We start from the raw sequence: 18,487 nt of genomic DNA on the forward strand, positions 1-18,487 counted from the left end.
CCGCTCATGCCCAGCCTCCGGCGCGGGCGCGGGTGCGGCGCAGCAGGTAGAAGAAGACGGGTCCGCCGAGCAGGGAGGTCAGCATGCCGAGGGGGAGGTCGGCGTTGTCGACCAGGGAGCGTGCGGTGACGTCGGCGGCCAGCAGCACCACCGCGCCGACGACGGCGCTGAGCGGGATCAGGATCCGGTGGGCGGGGCCGACGAGCATCCGCACCAGATGCGGGACGATCAGCCCGACGAACAGGATGATGCCGGTGAAAGCGACACCGGCGGTGGCGAGGATCGCCACCACGACGATCACGTTGCGCCGCAGCCGCTCCACGTCGACACCCAGATGACGGGCCGCCGACTCCCCGAGCGCCAGCAGATCCAGCCGCGGCGCCAGCAGCACCGCCGCCGCCACACCGACCGCGGTCAGCGGCGCCACCACCCCCACCGACTCCCAGGTGGCGCCGTTGAGCGACCCCAACTGCCAGAACACGATCTGATCCCGCGCCGCGGGGGAGGCCACGAACAGCAGCAGCGCGATCAACCCGCCCGCGAACGCGTTGATCGCCACACCGGTCAGCACCAGCGTGACGACCTCCGTGCGGCCACCCGAACGCGCCAGCAGATACACCAGCAACGTCGTCGCCAACCCCGCCACGAACGCCGCCGCGGCCACCGACCACGCCGCCACGAACGCCCCACCCACCACGATCACCGTGCCCGCACCGACCGCGGCGCCCGCCGACACCCCGATCACGCCGGGCTCGGCCAGCGGGTTGGCGAACACACCCTGCAACAACGCACCCGCTGTCGCCAGCGCCGCACCGACCAGCATCGCCAGCACCACCCGCGGGAACCGCACCTGCCACAACGTCACCTCACCGGAGGGATGCGCGGGCATCGGCCCGAGATCCAGTCCGATCCGGTGCAGTACGCTGCCCGCCACTTCGGCGGGCGTCGTCGGCACCTGCCCGATCGCCGCCGACGCCACCGCCAGCGCCACCAGCCCGGCCACCGCGACCACGAACACCACCAGCACCCGCGAACGCGCCCGCGACTTCGGCAACGGCGGCACCGCCGTTTCCGTCTCCGAAACGCTCATGCGTGCCCGGTGCCGTACACCGCCGCGCTCAACGCCGCGATCACCCGCCCGGTGTTGGGCCCGAAACTCAACAGCACCGCATCCGACATGTCCACCACCCGCCGGTCGCGCCCCGCCGGGGTCTGCGCGATCCCCGGCACCTTCTGCAGCCCCTCCACACCGCCGACCGACTTCAACCCGTCCGACATCACCAGCAGCACATCCGGCGCCGCACCGATCATCGCCTCACTGGTGATCGCGGTGAACGGCTCCTTCACCCCGGCCACCGCGCCCGCGTCCCGCGCGTGCAGCGCCGCGATCAACGCGTCCGCACCCGACCCCGGCCCGGCGAGCATCGTGATCGCCGTCGAACGCAGATACAGGAACGCGATGGTCAGCGGCGGGTCGGCGGCGGGCACCGCGGCGCTGGCGGCGGCGATCTCGTCGCGGGTGCGCTGCGCCAGCGCCTGTCCCCGCTGCGGCACTCCCAGCGCGGCCGCGACCGCCTCGATCTGCGGCACCACCCCGTCCATCGTGCGTTCGGGATCGAAGTAGACGACCGTGACCCCTGCCGCACGCAGCTGCTCACGCACCGCGGGCGCGGCGCTGGTGGTGTCGGTCAAGAACACCGACGGCCGCATCGCCAGCACCGACTCCACGTTCAGCGACCCGTTGCCCCCCGCCACGTTCGGCACGTCCCGCACCGCCGGAAACGCCGCCGAGGTGCTGCGGCCCACCAGCTTGGGCCCCAGCCCCAGCGCGTACACGATCTGGGCCAGGGTGCCGTAACGGTCGACGGCGATGATGCGGGAGGCATCGGTGACGGTGACCTGCGCGCCGTCGAACGACCGCACCGTCACCGGCAGCGCGGGCGTCGGCTCCGGCCCGATCGGCACCGGATCCAGATCGCTCAGCGTCGCCGTCGCGGGCCCGTGCCCGCCGTGCGAGGACCCGGCGTCGCCGCCACAACCGACCGCCGCCGCCAGCAAGCTCACCGCGAACAACACCGGCAGGGCACGCCGCCATCGGACTCGGTTCCCACGCCCGCCCCCGGTCGCTGCAGTGCTCATGCAGGCAAGGCTAATCTGTGTCACTCCGCGCGTGCACTGACGTCGTCCAGGGCCGCGGCGATCGCGCGCGGCAACTCCAGGGTCTCGGCGGCCAGCACGCCGGTGAGCTGCCCGATGTCGCGGGCGCCGACGATCATGCTCGCGACGCCGGGCCGGTCCCGGATCCAGGCCAGCGCCACCGCCAGCGGCGAGGTGCCCAACCCGTCCGCGGCGGTCACCAGCGCATCCACCACCCGGGTCGCGCGCTCGTCGAGACCACTGCGGATCTCCGCCGCGGTCGCCTCGTCGGCGCCACGCGAATCGGCCGGAACACCGTCGCGATACTTGCCGGTCAGGATGCCGCCCGCCAACGGCGCCGAAGCGATCACCCCCACGCCATGGAACCGCGCCGCGGGCACGACATCGCTCTCCGCCCCCCGCGCCAGCAGCGAATACGGTGTCTGCGCCGCGGTCACCGGCGCCACCGCGGCCAAGCTGGCCAGCTGCCAGGCCCCGAACCCGCGCACCCCCGCGTACCGCACCCGCCCAGACCGCACCACCTGCTCCAACGTCGAGGCCACCTCCTCCAGCGGCGTCCGCGGATCCCACACCGCGACATTCCAGATGTCGAGATGGTCGGTGCCCAACTCCAGCAGCGTGCGATCCAGCTGCCGCAGCAGCGCCCGCCGCGAGGTGTCCACCGTGACCTGCGCCGACTCCGGCACACCGGCCGCGGCGAATCCCCACGGCGCGACCCCGGCGCATCCACTGAGCACCAGTTCGTCACGCGAGACCAGATCGCCGAGCAACTCGGCCAGGATCCGCTGCGCGGCGCCGCCCGCGTAGACGGGGGAGGTGTCCACCAGCGTGCCGCCCGCCTCGACGAACGCCATCAGCTGCCCCGCGGCGTTCTCGGCGTCGGTGTGCGCACCCCAGGTATGGGTCGCCAGGCCCATCCGCGACACCCGCAGGCCGCTGCGGCCCACCGTCCGCTGTTCCATCACCGTGTCCGCGCATTCGTCACGGCGCCAAGCCTAGAGTGTGGACACGCGACTCGGCGCCCACCAGCGCAGTGGGTCGCGCTTCGGTGCGCGGGCGCACCCGCGACCACAGCAGCCCGGCGGCCGGGCACGCCGACGTGGCCTCGACACTGTACTGTCGCTGCGTGATTGGGGCCGGTTCCGGGCGGCAAACCACCGGCCGCCGCACCGATGCCCAGGTGAAAACGCGTATTCACGCGGAAGTGGAGGAAGCTTCGTGGTAGGCGAGTCGATGACCTGGGTGCAGGCCTTGGTGCTGGGACTGGTGCAGGGACTGACGGAATTCCTGCCGATCTCCTCCTCGGCGCACCTGCGCATCGTGTCGTCGGTCTTCTTCGGCGACGACGCGGGCGCCTCGTTCACCGCGGTCACCCAGCTGGGCACCGAGGCGGCGGTGCTGGTGTACTTCGCCAAGGACATCTGGCGCATCGTGCTGGCCTGGTTCGCGGGCCTGCGCGAGCAGCTCACCGCGCGCGGTCGCCAGCAGGTGCCGCTGCACGATCAGCCCACCACGAGACTTCCGGTCATCACCGCCGACCACACCCGCGTTTTCGACCAGCAGGCCCAGCGCGAACTCGACTACCGCATCGGCTGGTATGTGATCATCGCCACCATCCCGATCGGTGTGCTGGGGTTCTTGTTCAAAGACGAGATCCGCACCGGCGCCCGCAATCTGTGGCTGGTGTCGTTCATGCTGATCTTCTTCGCCCTGGTCATCGCCGCCGGTGAGCACTTCGGCCGCAAGGAACGCCCGATCGAGCAACTGACCACCCGCGACGGGCTGGCGATGGGTTTCGCGCAGTGCCTGGCACTGGTCCCCGGCGTCTCCCGCTCCGGCGCCACCTCCACCGCGGGCCTGTTCCTGGGGTTGGAGCGCGAAGCGGCCGTACGGTTTTCGTTCCTGCTGGCCATCCCCGCCGTGACCGCCTCGGGCCTGTTCAGCCTCCCGGACGCGTTCGAACCCGCTGGTGAGGGCCTCAACGCCAGTGGGCCGCAACTGCTGGTGGCCACCGTGCTGGCGTTCGCGGTCGGCTACGCGTCGGTGGCGTGGCTGCTGCGTTTCGTGGCGCGGCATTCGCTGTACTGGTTCGTGGGCTACCGCATCGCGCTGGGCGCGATCCTGCTGGGTCTGCTGGCGGGCGGGGTGATCTCGGCGACATGATCGCTAGGCTGACCGCATGACGGTGATCCTGTTGCGGCACGGTGTGTCGACGTCGAACACCGCCCGCACCCTGGCCGGTCGCAGCACCGGCGTCGAGCTCACCGAGCGCGGCGAGGAGCAGGCGAGGGCCGTGGCCGAACGACTGGCCGGGCTGCCGATCGAACGCATCGTGCACTCCCCGCTGCTGCGCTGCCAGCGCACGGTCGCACCGCTGGCGGAAAAGTTCGGGCTGGAACCGGTATTCGACGACCGGCTGCTCGAGGTGGACTACGGCGAGTGGACCGGCCGCCCCATCGCCGAACTGCTGGAGGAGCCGCTGTGGAAGGTCGTGCAACGGCACGCCTCCGGCGCGGTGTTCCCCGGCGGGGAAGGGCTGGCGCAGGTACAGGCCCGCGCGGTCGCCGCGATCCGCGAGCACGACCGCGCCCTGGCCGAACAACACGGCCACGACGCGCTGTGGGTGGCGTGCACCCACGGTGACGTGATCAAGTCCGTGCTCGCCGACGCCCTCGGCATCCACCTCGACGGCTTCCAGCGCATCGTCGTCGAACCCGCCTCGCTCAGCGTCGTGCGCTACACCCCCACCGCCCCCTTCGTGTGGCGGCTCAACGACACCGGCGCCGACCTGTCGGCCCTGGCGGGCGCAGGCGGGCAACGACAGGCCGCGGCCGGGCCCGCGCCGGGAGGCGAAGTCTCCGGACCAGTCCCCGGTGGCGAACTCGGCAACAACGCGAGTGCGGATAATGGGAATGCGGAGCGTCGAGATTCCTTGTAGACAACCGAGCGGTCGTCGTAGTCAATCCCCGCGCCGCGGGTAGTCGATCAGGGTCATATCAGGAGGTGCATGTGTCACGCGCAATCCATGTATTCCGCACCCCCGATCGTTTCGTCGCCGGGACCGTCGGTGAGCCGGGCGATCGCGCGTTCTACCTGCAGGCCGTGCAGGAACCGCGCGTGGTCAGCGTGCTGCTGGAAAAGCAGCAGGTCAAAGTACTCGCCGACCGGATGGGTCTGCTGCTGGACGAGGTCGCGCGCCGCTTCGGCGCCGAAGTGCCCCCGCAGGCCGAGGACGTCAGCGACAACGCGCCCCTGGTCACCCCGATCGACGCCGAATTCCGCGTCGGCACCATGGGCCTGGGCTGGGACGCCGACGCGGGCGCGGTGGTGGTCGAGCTGCTGGCGATCACCGAGACCGAGGTCGACGAGTCGGTGGTGCTCGACGACACCGAGGAGGGCCCCGACGCGGTGCGGGTGTTCCTCACCCCGATCCAGGCCCGCGAATTCGCGCTGCGCTCCACCCGCGTGATCGCCGCGGGCCGCCCGCCGTGCCCGCTGTGCGGTGAGCCGCTGTCGGCGCGCGGGCACATGTGCGTGCGCACCAACGGCTACAAACGCGGTGACATCTTCGGCGCGGCCGAACTAGAGGAGTGAATCGGTGGCCGAGACCGGGGACGGATTCCACAGCGGCGAACTGACCGTGATCGGGCGGGTGAACACCGCCAGCAACGTCACCCTGGTCTGCGAGGTGAACGACACCGCCACCGGCGAGGCACCGTTGCGGGTGGTCTACAAACCCATCCGCGGCGAACGACCGCTGTGGGATTTCCCCGACGGCACTCTCGCCGGGCGCGAGGTGGCCTCCTACCTGATCTCCGAGGCGATCGGCTGGGGCGTGATTCCCGAAACCATTTTGCGCGACGGCCCTTTCGGCCCCGGCATGGTGCAGCGCTGGGTGGAGGGCGCCGACAACCACACCGACCGCGGCGACCGCCTCGACCTGATCGACCTGTGCCCGGCCGGCGCGGTGCCCGACGGCTTCCGCGAGGTGCTGCGCGCGCAGGACGACCTGGGCAACGAAGTGTCACTGATCCACGCCGACGATCCGCGACTGCACCGGGTGGCAGTGCTGGACGTCCTGCTCAACAACGCCGACCGCAAAGGCGGCCACGCCCTGGAAGGGGTGGACGGGCAGGTCTACGGCGTCGACCACGGCATCTGCCTGCACACCGACCACAAACTGCGCACCGTGCTGTGGGGCTGGGCCGGGCAGCCCATCGACGACGGGTTGATCGCCGACATCACCGCGTTCGCCAAGCAACTGCCGGGCGCGTTCGCCGACACGCTCGGCGCGCACATCACCGACACCGAGATCGACGCGTTGATCGAGCGCACCCAGCGGCTGCTCGACGACCCGGTGATGCCGCTGCCGCGCACCTCGCGGCCCATTCCGTGGCCCGCCTTCTGACGGTGCCTTCCGGCGTGAACGACACCGTCACCGGCCCTGCCCGCGGCGCCGACAGCTGATTCAGCGAAACCGTAATTATTGACATCCCACGATTTGCTGGAAGACGCAGGTGGCGGCGGGCGGGCGCGGCGCGCGGGCGGTGTGGGCCACCGGCCCGGGGAAGGATGAGCCGCACCACACCTTTACCCTCGTAAGCATGCAGTCCTGGTCCGATACCGCCCTCCCCACCGTCCCCGGAGCAGGACCGCCGTTGCGGTTGTACGACACCGCAGACCGTCTGGTGCGCCCGGTCACCGCCGGTCCCACCGCCACCATGTACGTCTGCGGCATCACCCCCTACGACGCCACCCACCTCGGGCACGCCGCGACCTACCTGACCTTCGACCTGGTCAACCGGCTGTGGCGCGACGCGGGCCACGACGTGCACTACGTGCAGAACGTCACCGACGTCGACGACCCGCTGTTCGAACGCGCCGCCCGCGACGGCGTCGACTGGCGCGACCTGGGCGCGGCGGAGACCGACCTGTTCCGCGAGGACATGGCCGCGCTGCGGATCGTGCCGCCCCGCGACTACATCGGCGCCGTCGAATCCGTCGACGAGGTCGTCGAATTCGTGCAGAAACTGCTGGCTTCCGGCGCCGCCTACGTCGTCGACGACGCCGAATACCCCGACATCTACTTCCGCGCCGACGCCACCGAGCAGTTCGGCTACGAATCCGGCTACGACCGCGCCACCATGGAGCGGCTGTTCGCCGAACGCGGCGGCGACCCCGGCCGTCCCGGCAAACGCGACCCCATCGACGCGCTGCTGTGGCGTTCGGCGCGTCCGGGCGAGCCGTCCTGGCCCGCCCCGTTCGGCCCTGGGCGGCCCGGCTGGCACATCGAGTGTTCGGCGATCGCGTTGAACCGTATCGGCCCGGAATTCGACATCCAGGGCGGCGGCAGTGATCTGATCTACCCCCACCACGAGTACTCCGCCGCGCATGCCGAGTCCCTCATCGCCGGGCGCCGCTTCGCCCGCCACTACGTGCACGCCGGGCTGATCGGGCTGGACGGGGAGAAGATGTCCAAGTCGCGCGGCAACCTCGTGCTGGTGTCCGCGCTGCGCCGCGACGGCGTCGATCCGGGCGCTATCCGCCTCGGCCTGCTGGCCGGCCACTACCGCCAGGACCGCATGTGGACCGACGCCCTGCTCGAGCAGGCGCAGCGGCGACTGCATCTGTGGCGCGAGGCCGCCGCAGCGCCCGCGGGCCCTTCGGCCACCGACACCGTCGCACGCCTGCGCCAGCATCTGGCCGACGATCTGGACACCCCCAAGGCGCTCGACGCGATCGACAGCTGGGCGCGTCAGGCGCTGGACTACGGCGGCCAGGACGCCGACGCGCCCGCGCTGATCGCCACCGCCGTCGACGCGCTGCTGGGCATCCGCCTGTAGCCGACCCCTTGCCCGCATCACCCGCTCGTGATGGGGTACGCAGGTGTGTAACCTTCCCGGCCTCGGGCTGCTGAAATCTCTCCGCGTCGGCCGCTTGCGCCCGGCGGCCGGTCCCGCCGATCCGCGGACGATCGCCGCGCGCGCCCGCTTCTTCGGCGCCGACACCGTCGACCCGGCGACGGGCGCCCTGCGCACCGACCGGGTCGTGCTGTCCTGGGTCGGCTGCACCACCTACGCCCTGGCCATGGGCGGTTCGGTGCTGCTGCTCGACGCGTGGGTGCCACGGCTGACCAGCACCGGCTACGTCCCGGCCACCCCGCAGGATCTGGTGGACCTGGCGCCTGCGGCGATCTTCATCGGCCACGGCCACTTCGATCACGCCGCCGCCGCCGGCCGCATCGCCGCGGCCGGCGGCGCGGTCGTGCACGGCACCGCCGAGCATTGCGCGAACATCGCCGCCCAGGTCGAGGACCCGGCGTTCCCCACCGCCGCGCACGGTGACGCGGACACCGCGATCGGCGCCCGCGAAGACTGCACCGTGGGCGCGGTGCAGGTGAGCGTCGTGCGGCACCTGCACTCCGCACGCACCCCACCCGATCCCGTCGACGGATCACCCCGCTTCTTTCCCCGCCCCGAACCAGGCGTCGTGCTCACCCACCCGCCGACACCCGGCGGCCTGCTGCAAAGCCTGCCGCGCCTGCGCGATCCCGAAGGCGGGGTGCTGCTGTATCAGTTCCGGGTGCCGGGCTTCGCTCTGGTGTGGCACGACTCCACCGGACCGCTCACCGAACGCGCCCCGCAGGTGTTCGACACCCTCGCCGCGCTACCGGCCACCGATGTGCAGATCGGCGCGGTGCAGGGCTACAACCAGATCAGCAACGGCCTGCGCGATCCCCGCACCTACATCCAGGCTTTGAGCCCCGGGCTGTTCGTGCCGAGCCATCACGACAACTGGCTGCCCGGACTCACCGCGAGCGCGGCGACCTACGACGCAGCGCTGCGCGCGGAACTCGAACGCATCCCCGCGCCGCGGCGCCCGCAACTGCGCGTCATGCACGACCCGGCCGACTACGTGCACCCGCAGCGGCTCACTTTCCAGTTGTGAGCGCTCCCGCGCCGTCGCGGCGAGCTCGAGGACGGCGATCTTGTCGTGGTAGTCGAGCGTGGGCATGGCGGGTCCTTCCGGGAGCGCGGTCTGCAGGTCCAGGAAGCGGCGCGCAACCAGGTGCGGCCGAGTAGCTCGGCGCGCGATCCGAAGGTGTGGTAGATGGCGCCGTTGGACACGCCGGTGGCGGCGGCGACCGCGTGCGTCGTGACAGCGGCGGGGCCGCAGCGAACGGCCAGCGATTCCGCGGCATCGAGCACGGTGCCGGGGTCGTGGATCCGGGGGCGTGGCATGCCGCGCGGTGTCCCGCGGCCGCACCCATGCGCGCTAGGTATCTCAGCAGGTAACAGGTACCGAAGTGTCTTCTCGGCGTACGCGACGGTACTTCCCGTGCGCCCTCCAGGCGACCCTACGATGGGGTACTGTTCGGTCCCTCCCCCCTGACCGAACGAACAGAACGGCGCCCGCATGTCACGAGTGGTCACCAAGGAGCAGTACTTCGACACCGGCCTGGAAGTGCTCGCCGAACTCGGCTTCAAAGGTCTCAACATCGGCGTCCTGTGCCGGCAGCTCGGCGTCACCAGCGGCTCGTTCTACCACCACTTCGGCAGCTGGCAAGGATTCGTCGACGCCCTGCTCGAGCACTGGGAGAACCGCCAGGTGCGCATCCTGGGCACCATGCCGTTCAACCAGGGCAATCCCGACGACGACATCCGCGCCATGTCCGACCTCGCCTCCGGTCTGCACCACGCCGCCGAAGCCGCCATCCGCGCCTGGGCGGCCAACGACGAATCGGTCAACCTCGCACTCAAGCGCGTCGACGAATCCCGCAGGCGCACCGTGCACAAGGCGGTCAAAGGAGTCGTCGGCGACAACGACACCGCCGCGGTGGTCACCTCGCTGGGCATGGCGATGCTCGTCGGCTACCAGCAGATCGCCGCGGGCGGGGAGAACCTCTCACTGGACCAGCTGCTGGCCGAATACGCGCGCCTGATCTACTCCCACGCCCAGCGCTGAGCTACCCCAGCAGCTCGTCGACATAGCACCAGCGCCACGCCTCACCCGGCTCCACACTGCGCATCACCGGATGCCCGCTGGCGGCGTGATGCTTGGTGGCGTGATTGCCCGGAGAGGAATCGCAGCAGGCGACGTGCCCGCACGCCAGACACATCCGCAGATGCACCCACGCCAGGCCCTCGGCGAGGCATTCGGCGCATTCGTCCGGCCCGCCGTGGGTGCGCACCAGCGGCGCGTCGCGCAGATGCGCGCAGGCGTCGTCGGTTCCCGCCGCGGCCAGCGGCTCGATCCGCTCTTCCTCGGTCTCGTCGTAGCGATCGATGATCGACTCCTCGAGATCCAGCTGCCCCAGCACATGCTGCAGGATCTCGTAATCGACAGCGCCGGAATCGCGCACACGCAACACGGTCGCGCGTTCGGCCTGCAACATCGCCAACCGCAGCCGCCGGTATTCCGCGGTGGGCGTCACCAACTCCGACTCCGCCCGCCCCAACCGCTCCCAGGCGGCGTTGCTCTTCCACAGCACACGATCACGCAACGTCTGCACCACCCCCTGCGGGGTGTCCGGCGTGACCTCCCGTTCGAGCGCGGCCAGACCGGCCGCGGTGGCCTGCTGTAGCAGGTTGGCCTTCTGCAAGGCGTCCTCCGCGCGGCTGGGCGCACGCAACCGCAGCCACCGCACCAGCCACGGCAGCGACGTGCCCTGCACCAGCAACGTCCCCGCCACCACCACCAGCGCCAGCAGGCGCAGCACCGCGAGCAACGGCGTGTCCTGCGGCAGCAGCAACACCGCCGCCAACGTCACCACCCCGCGCATCCCCGCCCACGACACCACCACCAGATGACGCACCGGCACCGCCTCGCCGCCACCGAGACTGCGCGACAGCAACGCCGACCCGAACACCCACACCGGACGCGCCAGCATCGTCGCCGCCAGCACCGCCACCGCCGACCACAGCAGCGTCGCGTGATCGAGCTCGCTGTGCCACGCACCCTCCACGATGCCGCGCACCTGCAACCCGATCAGCACGAACACCGCGCTCTCCAGGATGAACTGGATCGTGCGCCAATTGATGCGCTCGGCGATCCGCGACGCGGCGCTCTGCCACACCGGCGCGTTGTGCCCCAGGATCATCCCGCACACGACCACCGCGATCACCCCCGAGGCGTGAATGCCCTCGGCGGGAAGATACGCCGCGAACGGCGCCAGGAACGACAATGTCGTGTCCATCACCGGATCGGTGATCCGCCGCCGCAGCATCGCCAGCAGGTAGGCCACCCCCACCCCCACCGCGGCGCCGCCACCGGCCGCCAGCGCGAAATCGGCCCCGGCCGCCCACACCGACACCGTGCCCGCCATCGCCGCCAGCGCCGTCCGCAACGCCACCAGCGCGGTCGCGTCGTTGAACAGCGATTCGTCCTCCAGGATCGTCACGATCCGCCGCGGCATCCCGATCCGCCGCGCCACCGCCGTCGCGGCCACCGCGTCCGGCGGAGCCACCACCGCGCCCAACGCCACCGCGACCGCGAACGGCACCGGCAGCAGCCACCACACCACCACCGCCACGGCGAACGTCGTGAACAACACCAAACCGACCGACAACAACCCGATCGTGCGCACATTCGCCCGGAAATCCACCAACGACGTGCGGATCGCGGCGGTATACAGCAATGGAGGCAGAAAACCGAGCAGAATGATCTCCGGCTCCAAATGGATCTCCGGCAGGAACGGCAGATACGACGCCGCCACCCCGCCCACCGTCAACACCAGCGGTTCGGAGATCCCGAACCGACGCGCCAGCGCCGCCAACGCGGCCGCCGACGCGACGAGAACAACCAGGCCGATCGCGACATGCACGGTGGAATTCTCGCAGAGCGCACGATCGGCTAACGGCCCGCGCGGTAGATGACACGTGCACGGCCGACCGGAACTACTGTGCCCGGCGCGTCCACGCGCCATGCTTGTCGACGACAAGGAGGTAGACCATGGAGGAGTTCGCGTCCTGGCGGGCGAACGGACGACGCCACACACATCGCGGTCACCAGATCTTCTGGCGCGACGCAGGCGCGGGTCCCGACGGGACGCTGGTGTGCATCCACGGATTCCCCACCGCGTCCTGGGACTGGCACCGCGTCTGGCCCGGCCTGTGCGAACGATTCGCCCGCGTCATCGCCGCGGACATGATCGGCTTCGGCTGGTCGGCCAAACCCCGCCACTACGACTACCGCATCACCGACCAAGCCGACATCCACGAAACCCTGCTGCGCGAACAAGGCGTCAGCCGATTCCACATCCTCGCCCACGACTACGGCGACAGCGTCGCCCAGGAACTACTGGCCCGCGACGCCGAACGCCGCGCCGGCGGCGACGAATCCCTGGTGATCGAATCGGTGTTCCTGCTCAACGGCGGCCTGTTCCCCGAAGCCCACCGCCCCCGCCCGGTGCAGCGGCTGCTGGCGGGCCCGCTCGGCCCGCTCGTCGGCGTGCTCGGCAGCGAACGCACCTTCCACCGCAGCCTGGCCGCGGTGTTCGGACCCGACACCAAACCCACCGACGTCGAACTGCACCAGTTCTGGCTGCTGTGGTGCAGCAAACACGGAAAACGCAACGGCCACAAGCTGATCCGCTACATGGGCGAACGACGCAGGCAACGGCAGCGCTGGGTGGGCGCCCTGCAGCAGGCCCGCGTCCCGATCCGGCTGCTCGACGGCCTCACCGACCCGGTCTCCGGCGGCCACATGGTGCGCCGCTACCGCGAACTGATCACCGACCCCGACGTCGTCGAACTGCCGCGCATCGGCCACTACCCGCAACTGGAAGCACCCGAGCAGACCCTCGAGGCACTGCTGGAATTCCACGACACCCGCGTCCACAAGCCCACCGCCTGACCCGCGTTCCGGACCGGCGGGGCAGCCGGTCCGGAACATCGGGACACCGCCGCGGCACTAGGGTGGAGACCACGCCACGCCAGCGGGCCGCCGCCGAAACACCGTCGCGCGGAACCACTCCCACGGCCCGACCGCCGACAATGACGCACCCCAGGAGCCGCCGATGTCCGCCGCAGACCTCTCGCTCGAGACCATCGAACTCCACCAGACCGGGCGCGTGCTCACCGCGCGGGTCGTCGCACCCCCGTGGAACTTCGTCACCACCGCGGTCGTCCGCGACCTCGACATCCTCACCGCCGCGGCCGACACCGACGACACCGTCGGCGCGGTCGTGCTCACCGGGGGACTGCCCGGCCGCTTCCTCACCCACGCCGACCCCGCCGCCCTCGGCGGCATGATCGACAAACCGCGCCCCTTCGTCCCCGCCCGCGCCGCGGCACCCTTCCTGCGCGCCGCCGCGGCCGTGCTGCACGTCCCCGGCGCGACCGCCCTGGTCGAACGCCACGGCGGAGGACTCGGCGCGGGCCTGGTCTGGGGCTACCGCTGGAAACGCACCACCCTGCGGATGAACCGCTCCGGCGTCGCCTATCTCGCCGCCATCAACGGACCCGCGCTCGGCGGCGGCCACGAGATCGCCCTCGCCTGCGACCTGCGCTACGCCGCCGACGCCGACCACGTGCGCCTGGGCCAGATCGAGACACTGGCCAACCTCATCCCCGGCGGCGGCGCCACCCAACGCCTCACCCGCCTGCTCGGCGCCGCCAAAGCCATCGAGATCACCCTCGAAGGCGCACCCTTCACCGTTCGGCAAGCGCTGCGTCTGGGCCTGCTGCACCGGGTGGTCCCCGCGCCGGACCTGCTCGCCGAAACCCAGGCCACCGCGGCACGGCTGGCCGCGCGCAACCCGCTCGTCGTCGCCGAACTCAAACGCGCCGTCTACTTCGGCGCCGACAAAACCCTCTCCCGCGGCCTGGACGCCGAACAAGCCGCCTTCGTCTCCGTCGGCACCACGGCCGCGGCCGCGCGCACCACGAAAGCCTTCTTCGAAGACCTCGAACGTCTCGACGACACCCCGTTCCTCGCCGATCCGCAGCCCTGGCTCGACGGCACTCGCGTCGACCAGGTGAGCGGATAGCGCAGCCCGCAGCACCGACGCGACAGCGTCCTCAGCTGTCGGCGGCATCCGAGCCGGGTTGGAAGAACGCGAGGATTCTGCGGCTGGCGTCCGGGGCCATCAGCATTTCCTGGATGGCAGCGCACTGCCGGGCGGCGGCGCTGGTGCGTTCGAACATCTCGTGCTCGTATTCCGCGACAGCGGCGGGGAAGTCGTCCGGGTGCGCGGCCAGCGCCAGGCCGAGCAGCGCGCCGTCGAGCAGCGCCATGTTGGCGCCCTCGCCCACCGGCGGCATCAGGTGCGCGGCATCGCCGAGCAACGTCACCCCCGGCGTCGACGGCCAGGTCAGCCCGACCGGCAGCGTGGTGATCGACCGCGGCACGACCGCATCGTCACAGGCCGCGATCAGTGCGATGAACCGCTCGTGCCAGCCGGAAAGCAACTCGATCAGCCGCGCCCGAGCCGCGGCCGGGTCCTCGAACGGGATTCCGCTGGTGGCGAACCAGTCCTCGCCGGTGTTGTAGAAGCTGAGGCCGATGCGAACGCGGCCGTCGCCGTTGCGCTGCGCCGCCAGCGACAGACCGTTGCCCAGCACCCAGTAGTTGCCTCGTCCGACCATCGCCGCGAGATCGGGGTGGGTGCGGTCGATGTCGGGGATACCGAGCTCGACGACGTTCTGGCCGATATGCGCCGGGCGGGCGTCGGTGAGCAGCGGGCGAACTCGCGACTGCGCGCCGTCCGCGCCGACCAGCAGCTCACAGGTCGCGGTGCTGCCATCGGCGAAGCGCAGCACACCGTTGTCGGCGGATTCGAACGCCCGTCCCCAGCGCACCACACCCTCGGGCAGGGAATCCAGCAGCAGCGCACGCAGATCGGCGCGGTCGACCTCGGGGCGCTCGAGCGGGGCGTCGTCGGGGGTGTCCTCCTGCAGCAGCAAGGTGCCGTCGGGTTCCAGAAGGCGCATGTCCTGCCCTTCGCCGCGGGCGATCGCGTGGAACTGCTCGATCAGGCCCGCCTCGCGCAGCGCGCGCTGCCCGGTCCCGGAATGGATGTCGAGCATGCCGCCCTGACCGCGGGCGTCGCGCGCGGGCTCGCGTTCGTACACGACGGCGTCGATGCCGTTGACGTGCAGCACACGAGCGAGGGCCAGGCCGCCGAGGCCGGCTCCGATGATGGCGATGGTCATGATTACCTCTCCGATACACCGTACTGTTTCGATACAGTGTATCGGCGGGTGCGATGTAATGTCAGCGGCATGTTGGTGTGGGAGAGACCCGAGCCACCGAATCGACCCGTACCCGCCCCATTGAGCCGGGAGCGGATCGTGCGCGCGGCGATCCGGCTGGCCGACGCCGACGGCCTCGAAGCGGTGTCGCTGCGCAAGGTCGCCGCCGCCCTGGACGTCGGGCCGATGCGCCTGTACGGCTACATCGCCACCAAAGACGAGTTGCTCGACCTGATGGTCGACGCCGTCTACGCCGAGATCCGGCCGACCGGAAACAGCAGGCGCGAAGTGCTGCGTTCGGTCGCCGAAACCACCCGGCAAGCCGTCCACCAGCACGAATGGCTCGCCGACCTGCTCGGTGGGCGACCCCAGCTAGGACCGAACGCGCTGGCCAGGGGAGAAGCGGTCATCGCCGCGCTCGACGGCGTCGACGTGGACATCGTCATGCCGGTGGTCACCGCCGTCGACGCCTACGTCATCGGCGCGGTGCGCCGCGAGATCGCCGAACGGCGCGCGGAGCGGGCCACCGGAATGGACGAAAAACAGTGGCAGGCCGCCTACGGACCGTATCTGGAACGGGCCTTCGCCACCGGCCGATACCCCGCCCTGGCCACGGTCATCCGCGACGCCGCCCACCTCGACGCCGACCAGACCTTCCAGACCGGCCTGGACTTCCTCCTCGACGGCATCGAAGCCCGCATCCCGACCTGACCCACAGCCGAGAAAACCGGACACCCGCCCGTGGCTCGACGCTGCACGCCTGCACGCTCCGGACCCCACGCCCTGACGGTATCCGCACAGCGTGCACTACCTGCGCGCCCGTGCGGAGACCTGGCAACACCGCGGCTCCCGCACCCATTCCGCCTGGCGACAGGACGAGCCGCCGCCGTCAAGCCGTCGGCGCGGGCTCCCGCTCGCCGACACCGGCGCGCTCCCGCGCGTCGACGGCCGCCCGCGTCACCGTCACCCAGGTGTTGTTCACCGCCGCCGTCCCCGAGAACGTGTCCGTCAACGCCGGATCGTGCAGCAAATTCACGTTCGCGCCCGGCAACGACGCCGCCACCGTCCACCCGACACCTGGCTCCTGATGCCCCCACCCGTGCGGAATCGCCACCGTCCCGGCCCGGATGTCGTCGCTCACCTCCAACGGCACCACGATCGACCCGGTCCGCGAACGCACCGTCACCGGCTCGCCGTCCCGCAACCCCCGCGCGGCCGCATCCTCCGGATGCATCAGCGCGGTGCACCGATCCCGCCCCTTCACCATCGACGGCACATTGTGCAACCACGAGTTGTTGCTGCGCAGATGACGGCGACCGATCAACTTCAAGTCGTAGCCGTCCGACGGCGCGGTCACCGCCTTACCCGCGCGCGCGTCCGCCAGCACCTGCCGCGCGGCCGCCACGAAATCCTCCGGCGCCAGATGCACCTTCCGATCCTTCGTCCCCAGCAACGACCGCAGCCGCGGCCGCAACGGCCCCAGATCGACCCCACCCGCGGCCGCACGCACCTTACCCACCGTCAAACCCTTACGGCCACGCCGCAACACCCCGTACGGACCCGCCGCGACACCGAGCGAAGCGATCCGCAACGGACTCACCCGATCGAACAACGCGTTCACCACCCGCCCGGTGAACCGGCGCGCCGGCAACGGCACCACCTCGGTCACCAACCGCGCCATGATCTGCCAATCCTCCAACCCATCGGCAGGCGGCTCGAACACCCGCGCGTCGAAACGCAGATTGTTGCGCACACTGAACACCGGGAACAGGATGTTGACGTCCTCCCGCTCCAACGGCGAAATCGGCGGCAGGATGATGTCGGCATGCCGCGTCGTCTCCGTGACGTACATATCCACCGCCACATAGAAATCCAGCGAATCCAGCGCCGCACCCAACCGGCCCCGCTGCGGCGTCGACAGCACCGGATTGCCCGCATACGTGATCATCGCGCGAATACGGCCCGGCCCCTCGGTCAGCATCTCCTCCGCCAGCGCCGCCACCGGCAACTCCGACCGAAACGACTTGTAGGTCCCGGAACTGTCGGTCCACGCCCCGTACCCCACCGGCAGATACTTCCCGTACCGCACCGCATCGATCGGCGGCGTCGCGAACATCTGACCACCGGCCCGATCCAAATTGCCGGTCACCGCGTTGATCGTGTTCACCAACCAATGCGTCAACGTGCCCGTCACCTGCTGACACACCCCGATCCGCGCGTACAGCACCGCCGAGGACGCCGCCGCGTGCTCCCGGGCGAGCCCGCGAATCGTCCCCGCGTCCACCCCGGCGTACTGCGCCATCGCCTCCGGAGACGCCTCGGCCACCAGCGACCGCAGCAACTCCCAGCCCGTGCTGGAGGCCCGAATCGCCTTCTCGTCACACAGATCCTCGGCCACCAGCACATGCAGCATCGCCAGCAGCAGATACACATCCCCACCCGCAGCCACCGCCACGTGCTGATCGGCCAGCCGCGCCGTCTCCGTCCACCGCGGATCGATCACCACGACCTTCCCGCCACGCCGCCGCACGTCCCGGATCCGCTGCTTCGCGTTCGGCATGGTCGTGACCGACCCGTTCGACACCGCCGGATTCGCCCCCAGGATCACCAGGCGATCGGTCCGATCGATATCGGTCACCGGCATCAGCACATTCGAGCCGAACATCCGCCACGCCACGAACTCCTGCGGGAACTGATCGATCGACGACGCCGAGAAGAAGTTCCGCGTCATCAGCACCGACCGCAGCAGCACCGCGTACAGCACCGACGAACTGTGCGCGGCCGGATTCCCCAGATACATCCCCACGGCACTGTTCCCGTGCTCGCGACGCACCTTCCGCAACCGCCGCCCGATCTCCTCGAACGCCTCCTCCCAGCCGATCGGCTCGAACGACGAACCCACCCGCCGCACCGGCGTCCGCAACCGATCCGGGTCGTGGTGCAACCCGCCCATCGCCGTCGCCTTCGGGCAGATGTAGCCCTTCGACAGCACGTCCTGCGGATTGCCCTCGATCCGCGTCACCTGATCACCGTCGACCGTGACGAGAATCCCGCAGTGCGCCTCACACAACGTGCACTGGCGGGCAATGGTGTTAGCACTCATGAAAATTCACCTTCTGCCGGATCGCTTCCCACAG

The 18,487-nt window shown here is 70.5% G+C and carries 16 protein-coding genes and 1 pseudogene; 10 read left to right on the forward strand and 7 right to left on the reverse strand.

Features of this window, described 5'->3' with window-relative positions:
- Window positions 1-4 precede the first annotated feature (4 nt).
- Genes NB3_RS19865 through NB3_RS19875 form a run of 3 tightly spaced genes read right to left on the reverse strand, consistent with a single transcriptional unit; the run spans window position 5 to window position 3,119 of the window.
- Window positions 5-1,090: a FecCD family ABC transporter permease gene (locus tag NB3_RS19865; protein WP_067805423.1), complete on the reverse strand. Its 1,086-nt coding sequence runs from the start codon at window positions 1,088-1,090 to the stop codon at window positions 5-7.
- Window positions 1,087-2,139 (reverse strand): heme/hemin ABC transporter substrate-binding protein, encoded by a 1,053-nt coding sequence (locus NB3_RS19870; protein WP_084823495.1) that lies wholly within the window; start codon window positions 2,137-2,139, stop codon window positions 1,087-1,089. Before NB3_RS19870 ends, NB3_RS19865 begins: the two co-directional genes overlap by 4 nt.
- 20 nt (window positions 2,140-2,159) lie before the next feature.
- Window positions 2,160-3,119, reverse strand: coding sequence for an aldo/keto reductase (locus tag NB3_RS19875; RefSeq protein WP_067805426.1), 960 nt, complete (start codon window positions 3,117-3,119; stop codon window positions 2,160-2,162).
- Between the two features lie 271 nt (window positions 3,120-3,390).
- On the opposite strand from NB3_RS19875, the gene NB3_RS19880 reads away from it, so the two are divergent.
- From NB3_RS19880 to NB3_RS19905, 6 genes are all read left to right on the forward strand, one after another.
- Entirely contained in the window at window positions 3,391-4,320 is a 930-nt protein-coding gene (locus NB3_RS19880; RefSeq protein WP_067805429.1) for an undecaprenyl-diphosphate phosphatase, read from the forward strand.
- Window positions 4,321-4,336: 16 nt separating this feature from the next.
- A complete protein-coding gene (locus tag NB3_RS19885) occupies window positions 4,337-5,095 on the forward strand; it encodes a histidine phosphatase family protein (protein ID WP_067805432.1) in 759 nt (252 codons plus the stop codon).
- A 71-nt stretch (window positions 5,096-5,166) separates the two neighbouring features.
- A complete protein-coding gene (locus NB3_RS19890) occupies window positions 5,167-5,751 on the forward strand; it encodes a DUF3090 domain-containing protein (RefSeq protein WP_039798216.1) in 585 nt (194 codons plus the stop codon).
- A 4-nt stretch (window positions 5,752-5,755) separates the two neighbouring features.
- Entirely contained in the window at window positions 5,756-6,565 is an 810-nt protein-coding gene (locus tag NB3_RS19895; RefSeq protein ID WP_067805435.1) for an SCO1664 family protein, read from the forward strand.
- Between the two features lie 196 nt (window positions 6,566-6,761).
- Window positions 6,762-8,000: a cysteine--1-D-myo-inosityl 2-amino-2-deoxy-alpha-D-glucopyranoside ligase gene (gene mshC / locus NB3_RS19900; RefSeq protein WP_067805439.1), complete on the forward strand. Its 1,239-nt coding sequence runs from the start codon at window positions 6,762-6,764 to the stop codon at window positions 7,998-8,000.
- A 43-nt stretch (window positions 8,001-8,043) separates the two neighbouring features.
- Complete coding sequence (locus NB3_RS19905) at window positions 8,044-9,105, forward strand: MBL fold metallo-hydrolase (RefSeq protein ID WP_157111889.1); 1,062 nt, start codon at window positions 8,044-8,046, stop codon at window positions 9,103-9,105.
- A gap of 104 nt (window positions 9,106-9,209) precedes the next feature.
- Here NB3_RS19905 and NB3_RS36850 read toward each other — a convergent pair.
- Window positions 9,210-9,398, reverse strand: a pseudogene (locus NB3_RS36850) (TetR family transcriptional regulator); the annotation flags it as partial.
- A gap of 175 nt (window positions 9,399-9,573) precedes the next feature.
- Between NB3_RS36850 and NB3_RS19910 the strand changes: the two are divergent.
- On the forward strand, window positions 9,574-10,122 hold the full coding sequence (locus NB3_RS19910; RefSeq protein WP_067805441.1) for a TetR/AcrR family transcriptional regulator: 549 nt from the start codon (window positions 9,574-9,576) through the stop codon (window positions 10,120-10,122).
- Between the two features lies 1 nt (window position 10,123).
- Here the strand turns inward: NB3_RS19910 and NB3_RS19915 are convergent, their stop codons facing one another.
- Entirely contained in the window at window positions 10,124-11,980 is a 1,857-nt protein-coding gene (locus NB3_RS19915) for a Na+/H+ antiporter (protein ID WP_067805444.1), read from the reverse strand.
- A 128-nt stretch (window positions 11,981-12,108) separates the two neighbouring features.
- Between NB3_RS19915 and NB3_RS19920 the strand changes: the two genes are divergently transcribed.
- Together NB3_RS19920 and NB3_RS36600 are read left to right on the forward strand one after the other, a co-directional pair.
- Window positions 12,109-13,011, forward strand: coding sequence for an alpha/beta fold hydrolase (locus tag NB3_RS19920; protein ID WP_067805447.1), 903 nt, complete (start codon window positions 12,109-12,111; stop codon window positions 13,009-13,011).
- Between the two features lie 163 nt (window positions 13,012-13,174).
- Window positions 13,175-14,146: an enoyl-CoA hydratase/isomerase family protein gene (locus NB3_RS36600; RefSeq protein WP_067805449.1), complete on the forward strand. Its 972-nt coding sequence runs from the start codon at window positions 13,175-13,177 to the stop codon at window positions 14,144-14,146.
- Window positions 14,147-14,177: 31 nt separating this feature from the next.
- On the opposite strand, the gene NB3_RS19930 is transcribed toward NB3_RS36600, so the two are convergent.
- Window positions 14,178-15,311: an FAD-dependent oxidoreductase gene (locus NB3_RS19930; protein WP_067805453.1), complete on the reverse strand. Its 1,134-nt coding sequence runs from the start codon at window positions 15,309-15,311 to the stop codon at window positions 14,178-14,180.
- A gap of 138 nt (window positions 15,312-15,449) precedes the next feature.
- Here NB3_RS19930 and NB3_RS19935 point away from each other — a divergent pair, with 138 nt between their 5' ends.
- Complete coding sequence (locus NB3_RS19935; protein ID WP_244891986.1) at window positions 15,450-16,061, forward strand: TetR/AcrR family transcriptional regulator; 612 nt, start codon at window positions 15,450-15,452, stop codon at window positions 16,059-16,061.
- Between the two features lie 178 nt (window positions 16,062-16,239).
- Here NB3_RS19935 and NB3_RS19940 read toward each other — a convergent pair whose 3' ends face one another.
- The gene (locus tag NB3_RS19940) at window positions 16,240-18,453 is read right to left on the reverse strand and encodes a molybdopterin oxidoreductase family protein (RefSeq protein ID WP_067805459.1); all 2,214 of its coding nucleotides are present in this window, start codon (window positions 18,451-18,453) and stop codon (window positions 16,240-16,242) included.
- Window positions 18,454-18,487: the final 34 nt, after the last annotated feature.

Origin of the sequence: Nocardia beijingensis NBRC 16342 (assembly GCF_001612785.1) — a bacterium.
Taxonomy (GTDB): domain Bacteria; phylum Actinomycetota; class Actinomycetes; order Mycobacteriales; family Mycobacteriaceae; genus Nocardia; species Nocardia beijingensis.

What these genes read in the sequence shown, in the direction of transcription:
- NB3_RS19865 (WP_067805423.1), bottom strand. Translation starts at nt 1,090, where the DNA reads ATGAGCGTTTCGGAGACGGAAACGGCGGTGCCGCCGTTGCCGAAGTCG.
- NB3_RS19870 (WP_084823495.1), bottom strand. Translation starts at nt 2,139, where the DNA reads ATGAGCACTGCAGCGACCGGGGGCGGGCGTGGGAACCGAGTCCGATGG.
- NB3_RS19875 (WP_067805426.1), bottom strand. Translation starts at nt 3,119, where the DNA reads ATGGAACAGCGGACGGTGGGCCGCAGCGGCCTGCGGGTGTCGCGGATG.
- NB3_RS19880 (WP_067805429.1), top strand. Translation starts at nt 3,391, where the DNA reads ATGACCTGGGTGCAGGCCTTGGTGCTGGGACTGGTGCAGGGACTGACG.
- NB3_RS19885 (WP_067805432.1), top strand. Translation starts at nt 4,337, where the DNA reads ATGACGGTGATCCTGTTGCGGCACGGTGTGTCGACGTCGAACACCGCC.
- mshC (WP_067805439.1), top strand. Translation starts at nt 6,762, where the DNA reads ATGCAGTCCTGGTCCGATACCGCCCTCCCCACCGTCCCCGGAGCAGGA.
- NB3_RS19910 (WP_067805441.1), top strand. Translation starts at nt 9,574, where the DNA reads ATGTCACGAGTGGTCACCAAGGAGCAGTACTTCGACACCGGCCTGGAA.
- NB3_RS19920 (WP_067805447.1), top strand. Translation starts at nt 12,109, where the DNA reads ATGGAGGAGTTCGCGTCCTGGCGGGCGAACGGACGACGCCACACACAT.
- NB3_RS36600 (WP_067805449.1), top strand. Translation starts at nt 13,175, where the DNA reads ATGTCCGCCGCAGACCTCTCGCTCGAGACCATCGAACTCCACCAGACC.
- NB3_RS19930 (WP_067805453.1), bottom strand. Translation starts at nt 15,311, where the DNA reads ATGACCATCGCCATCATCGGAGCCGGCCTCGGCGGCCTGGCCCTCGCT.
- NB3_RS19940 (WP_067805459.1), bottom strand. Translation starts at nt 18,453, where the DNA reads ATGAGTGCTAACACCATTGCCCGCCAGTGCACGTTGTGTGAGGCGCAC.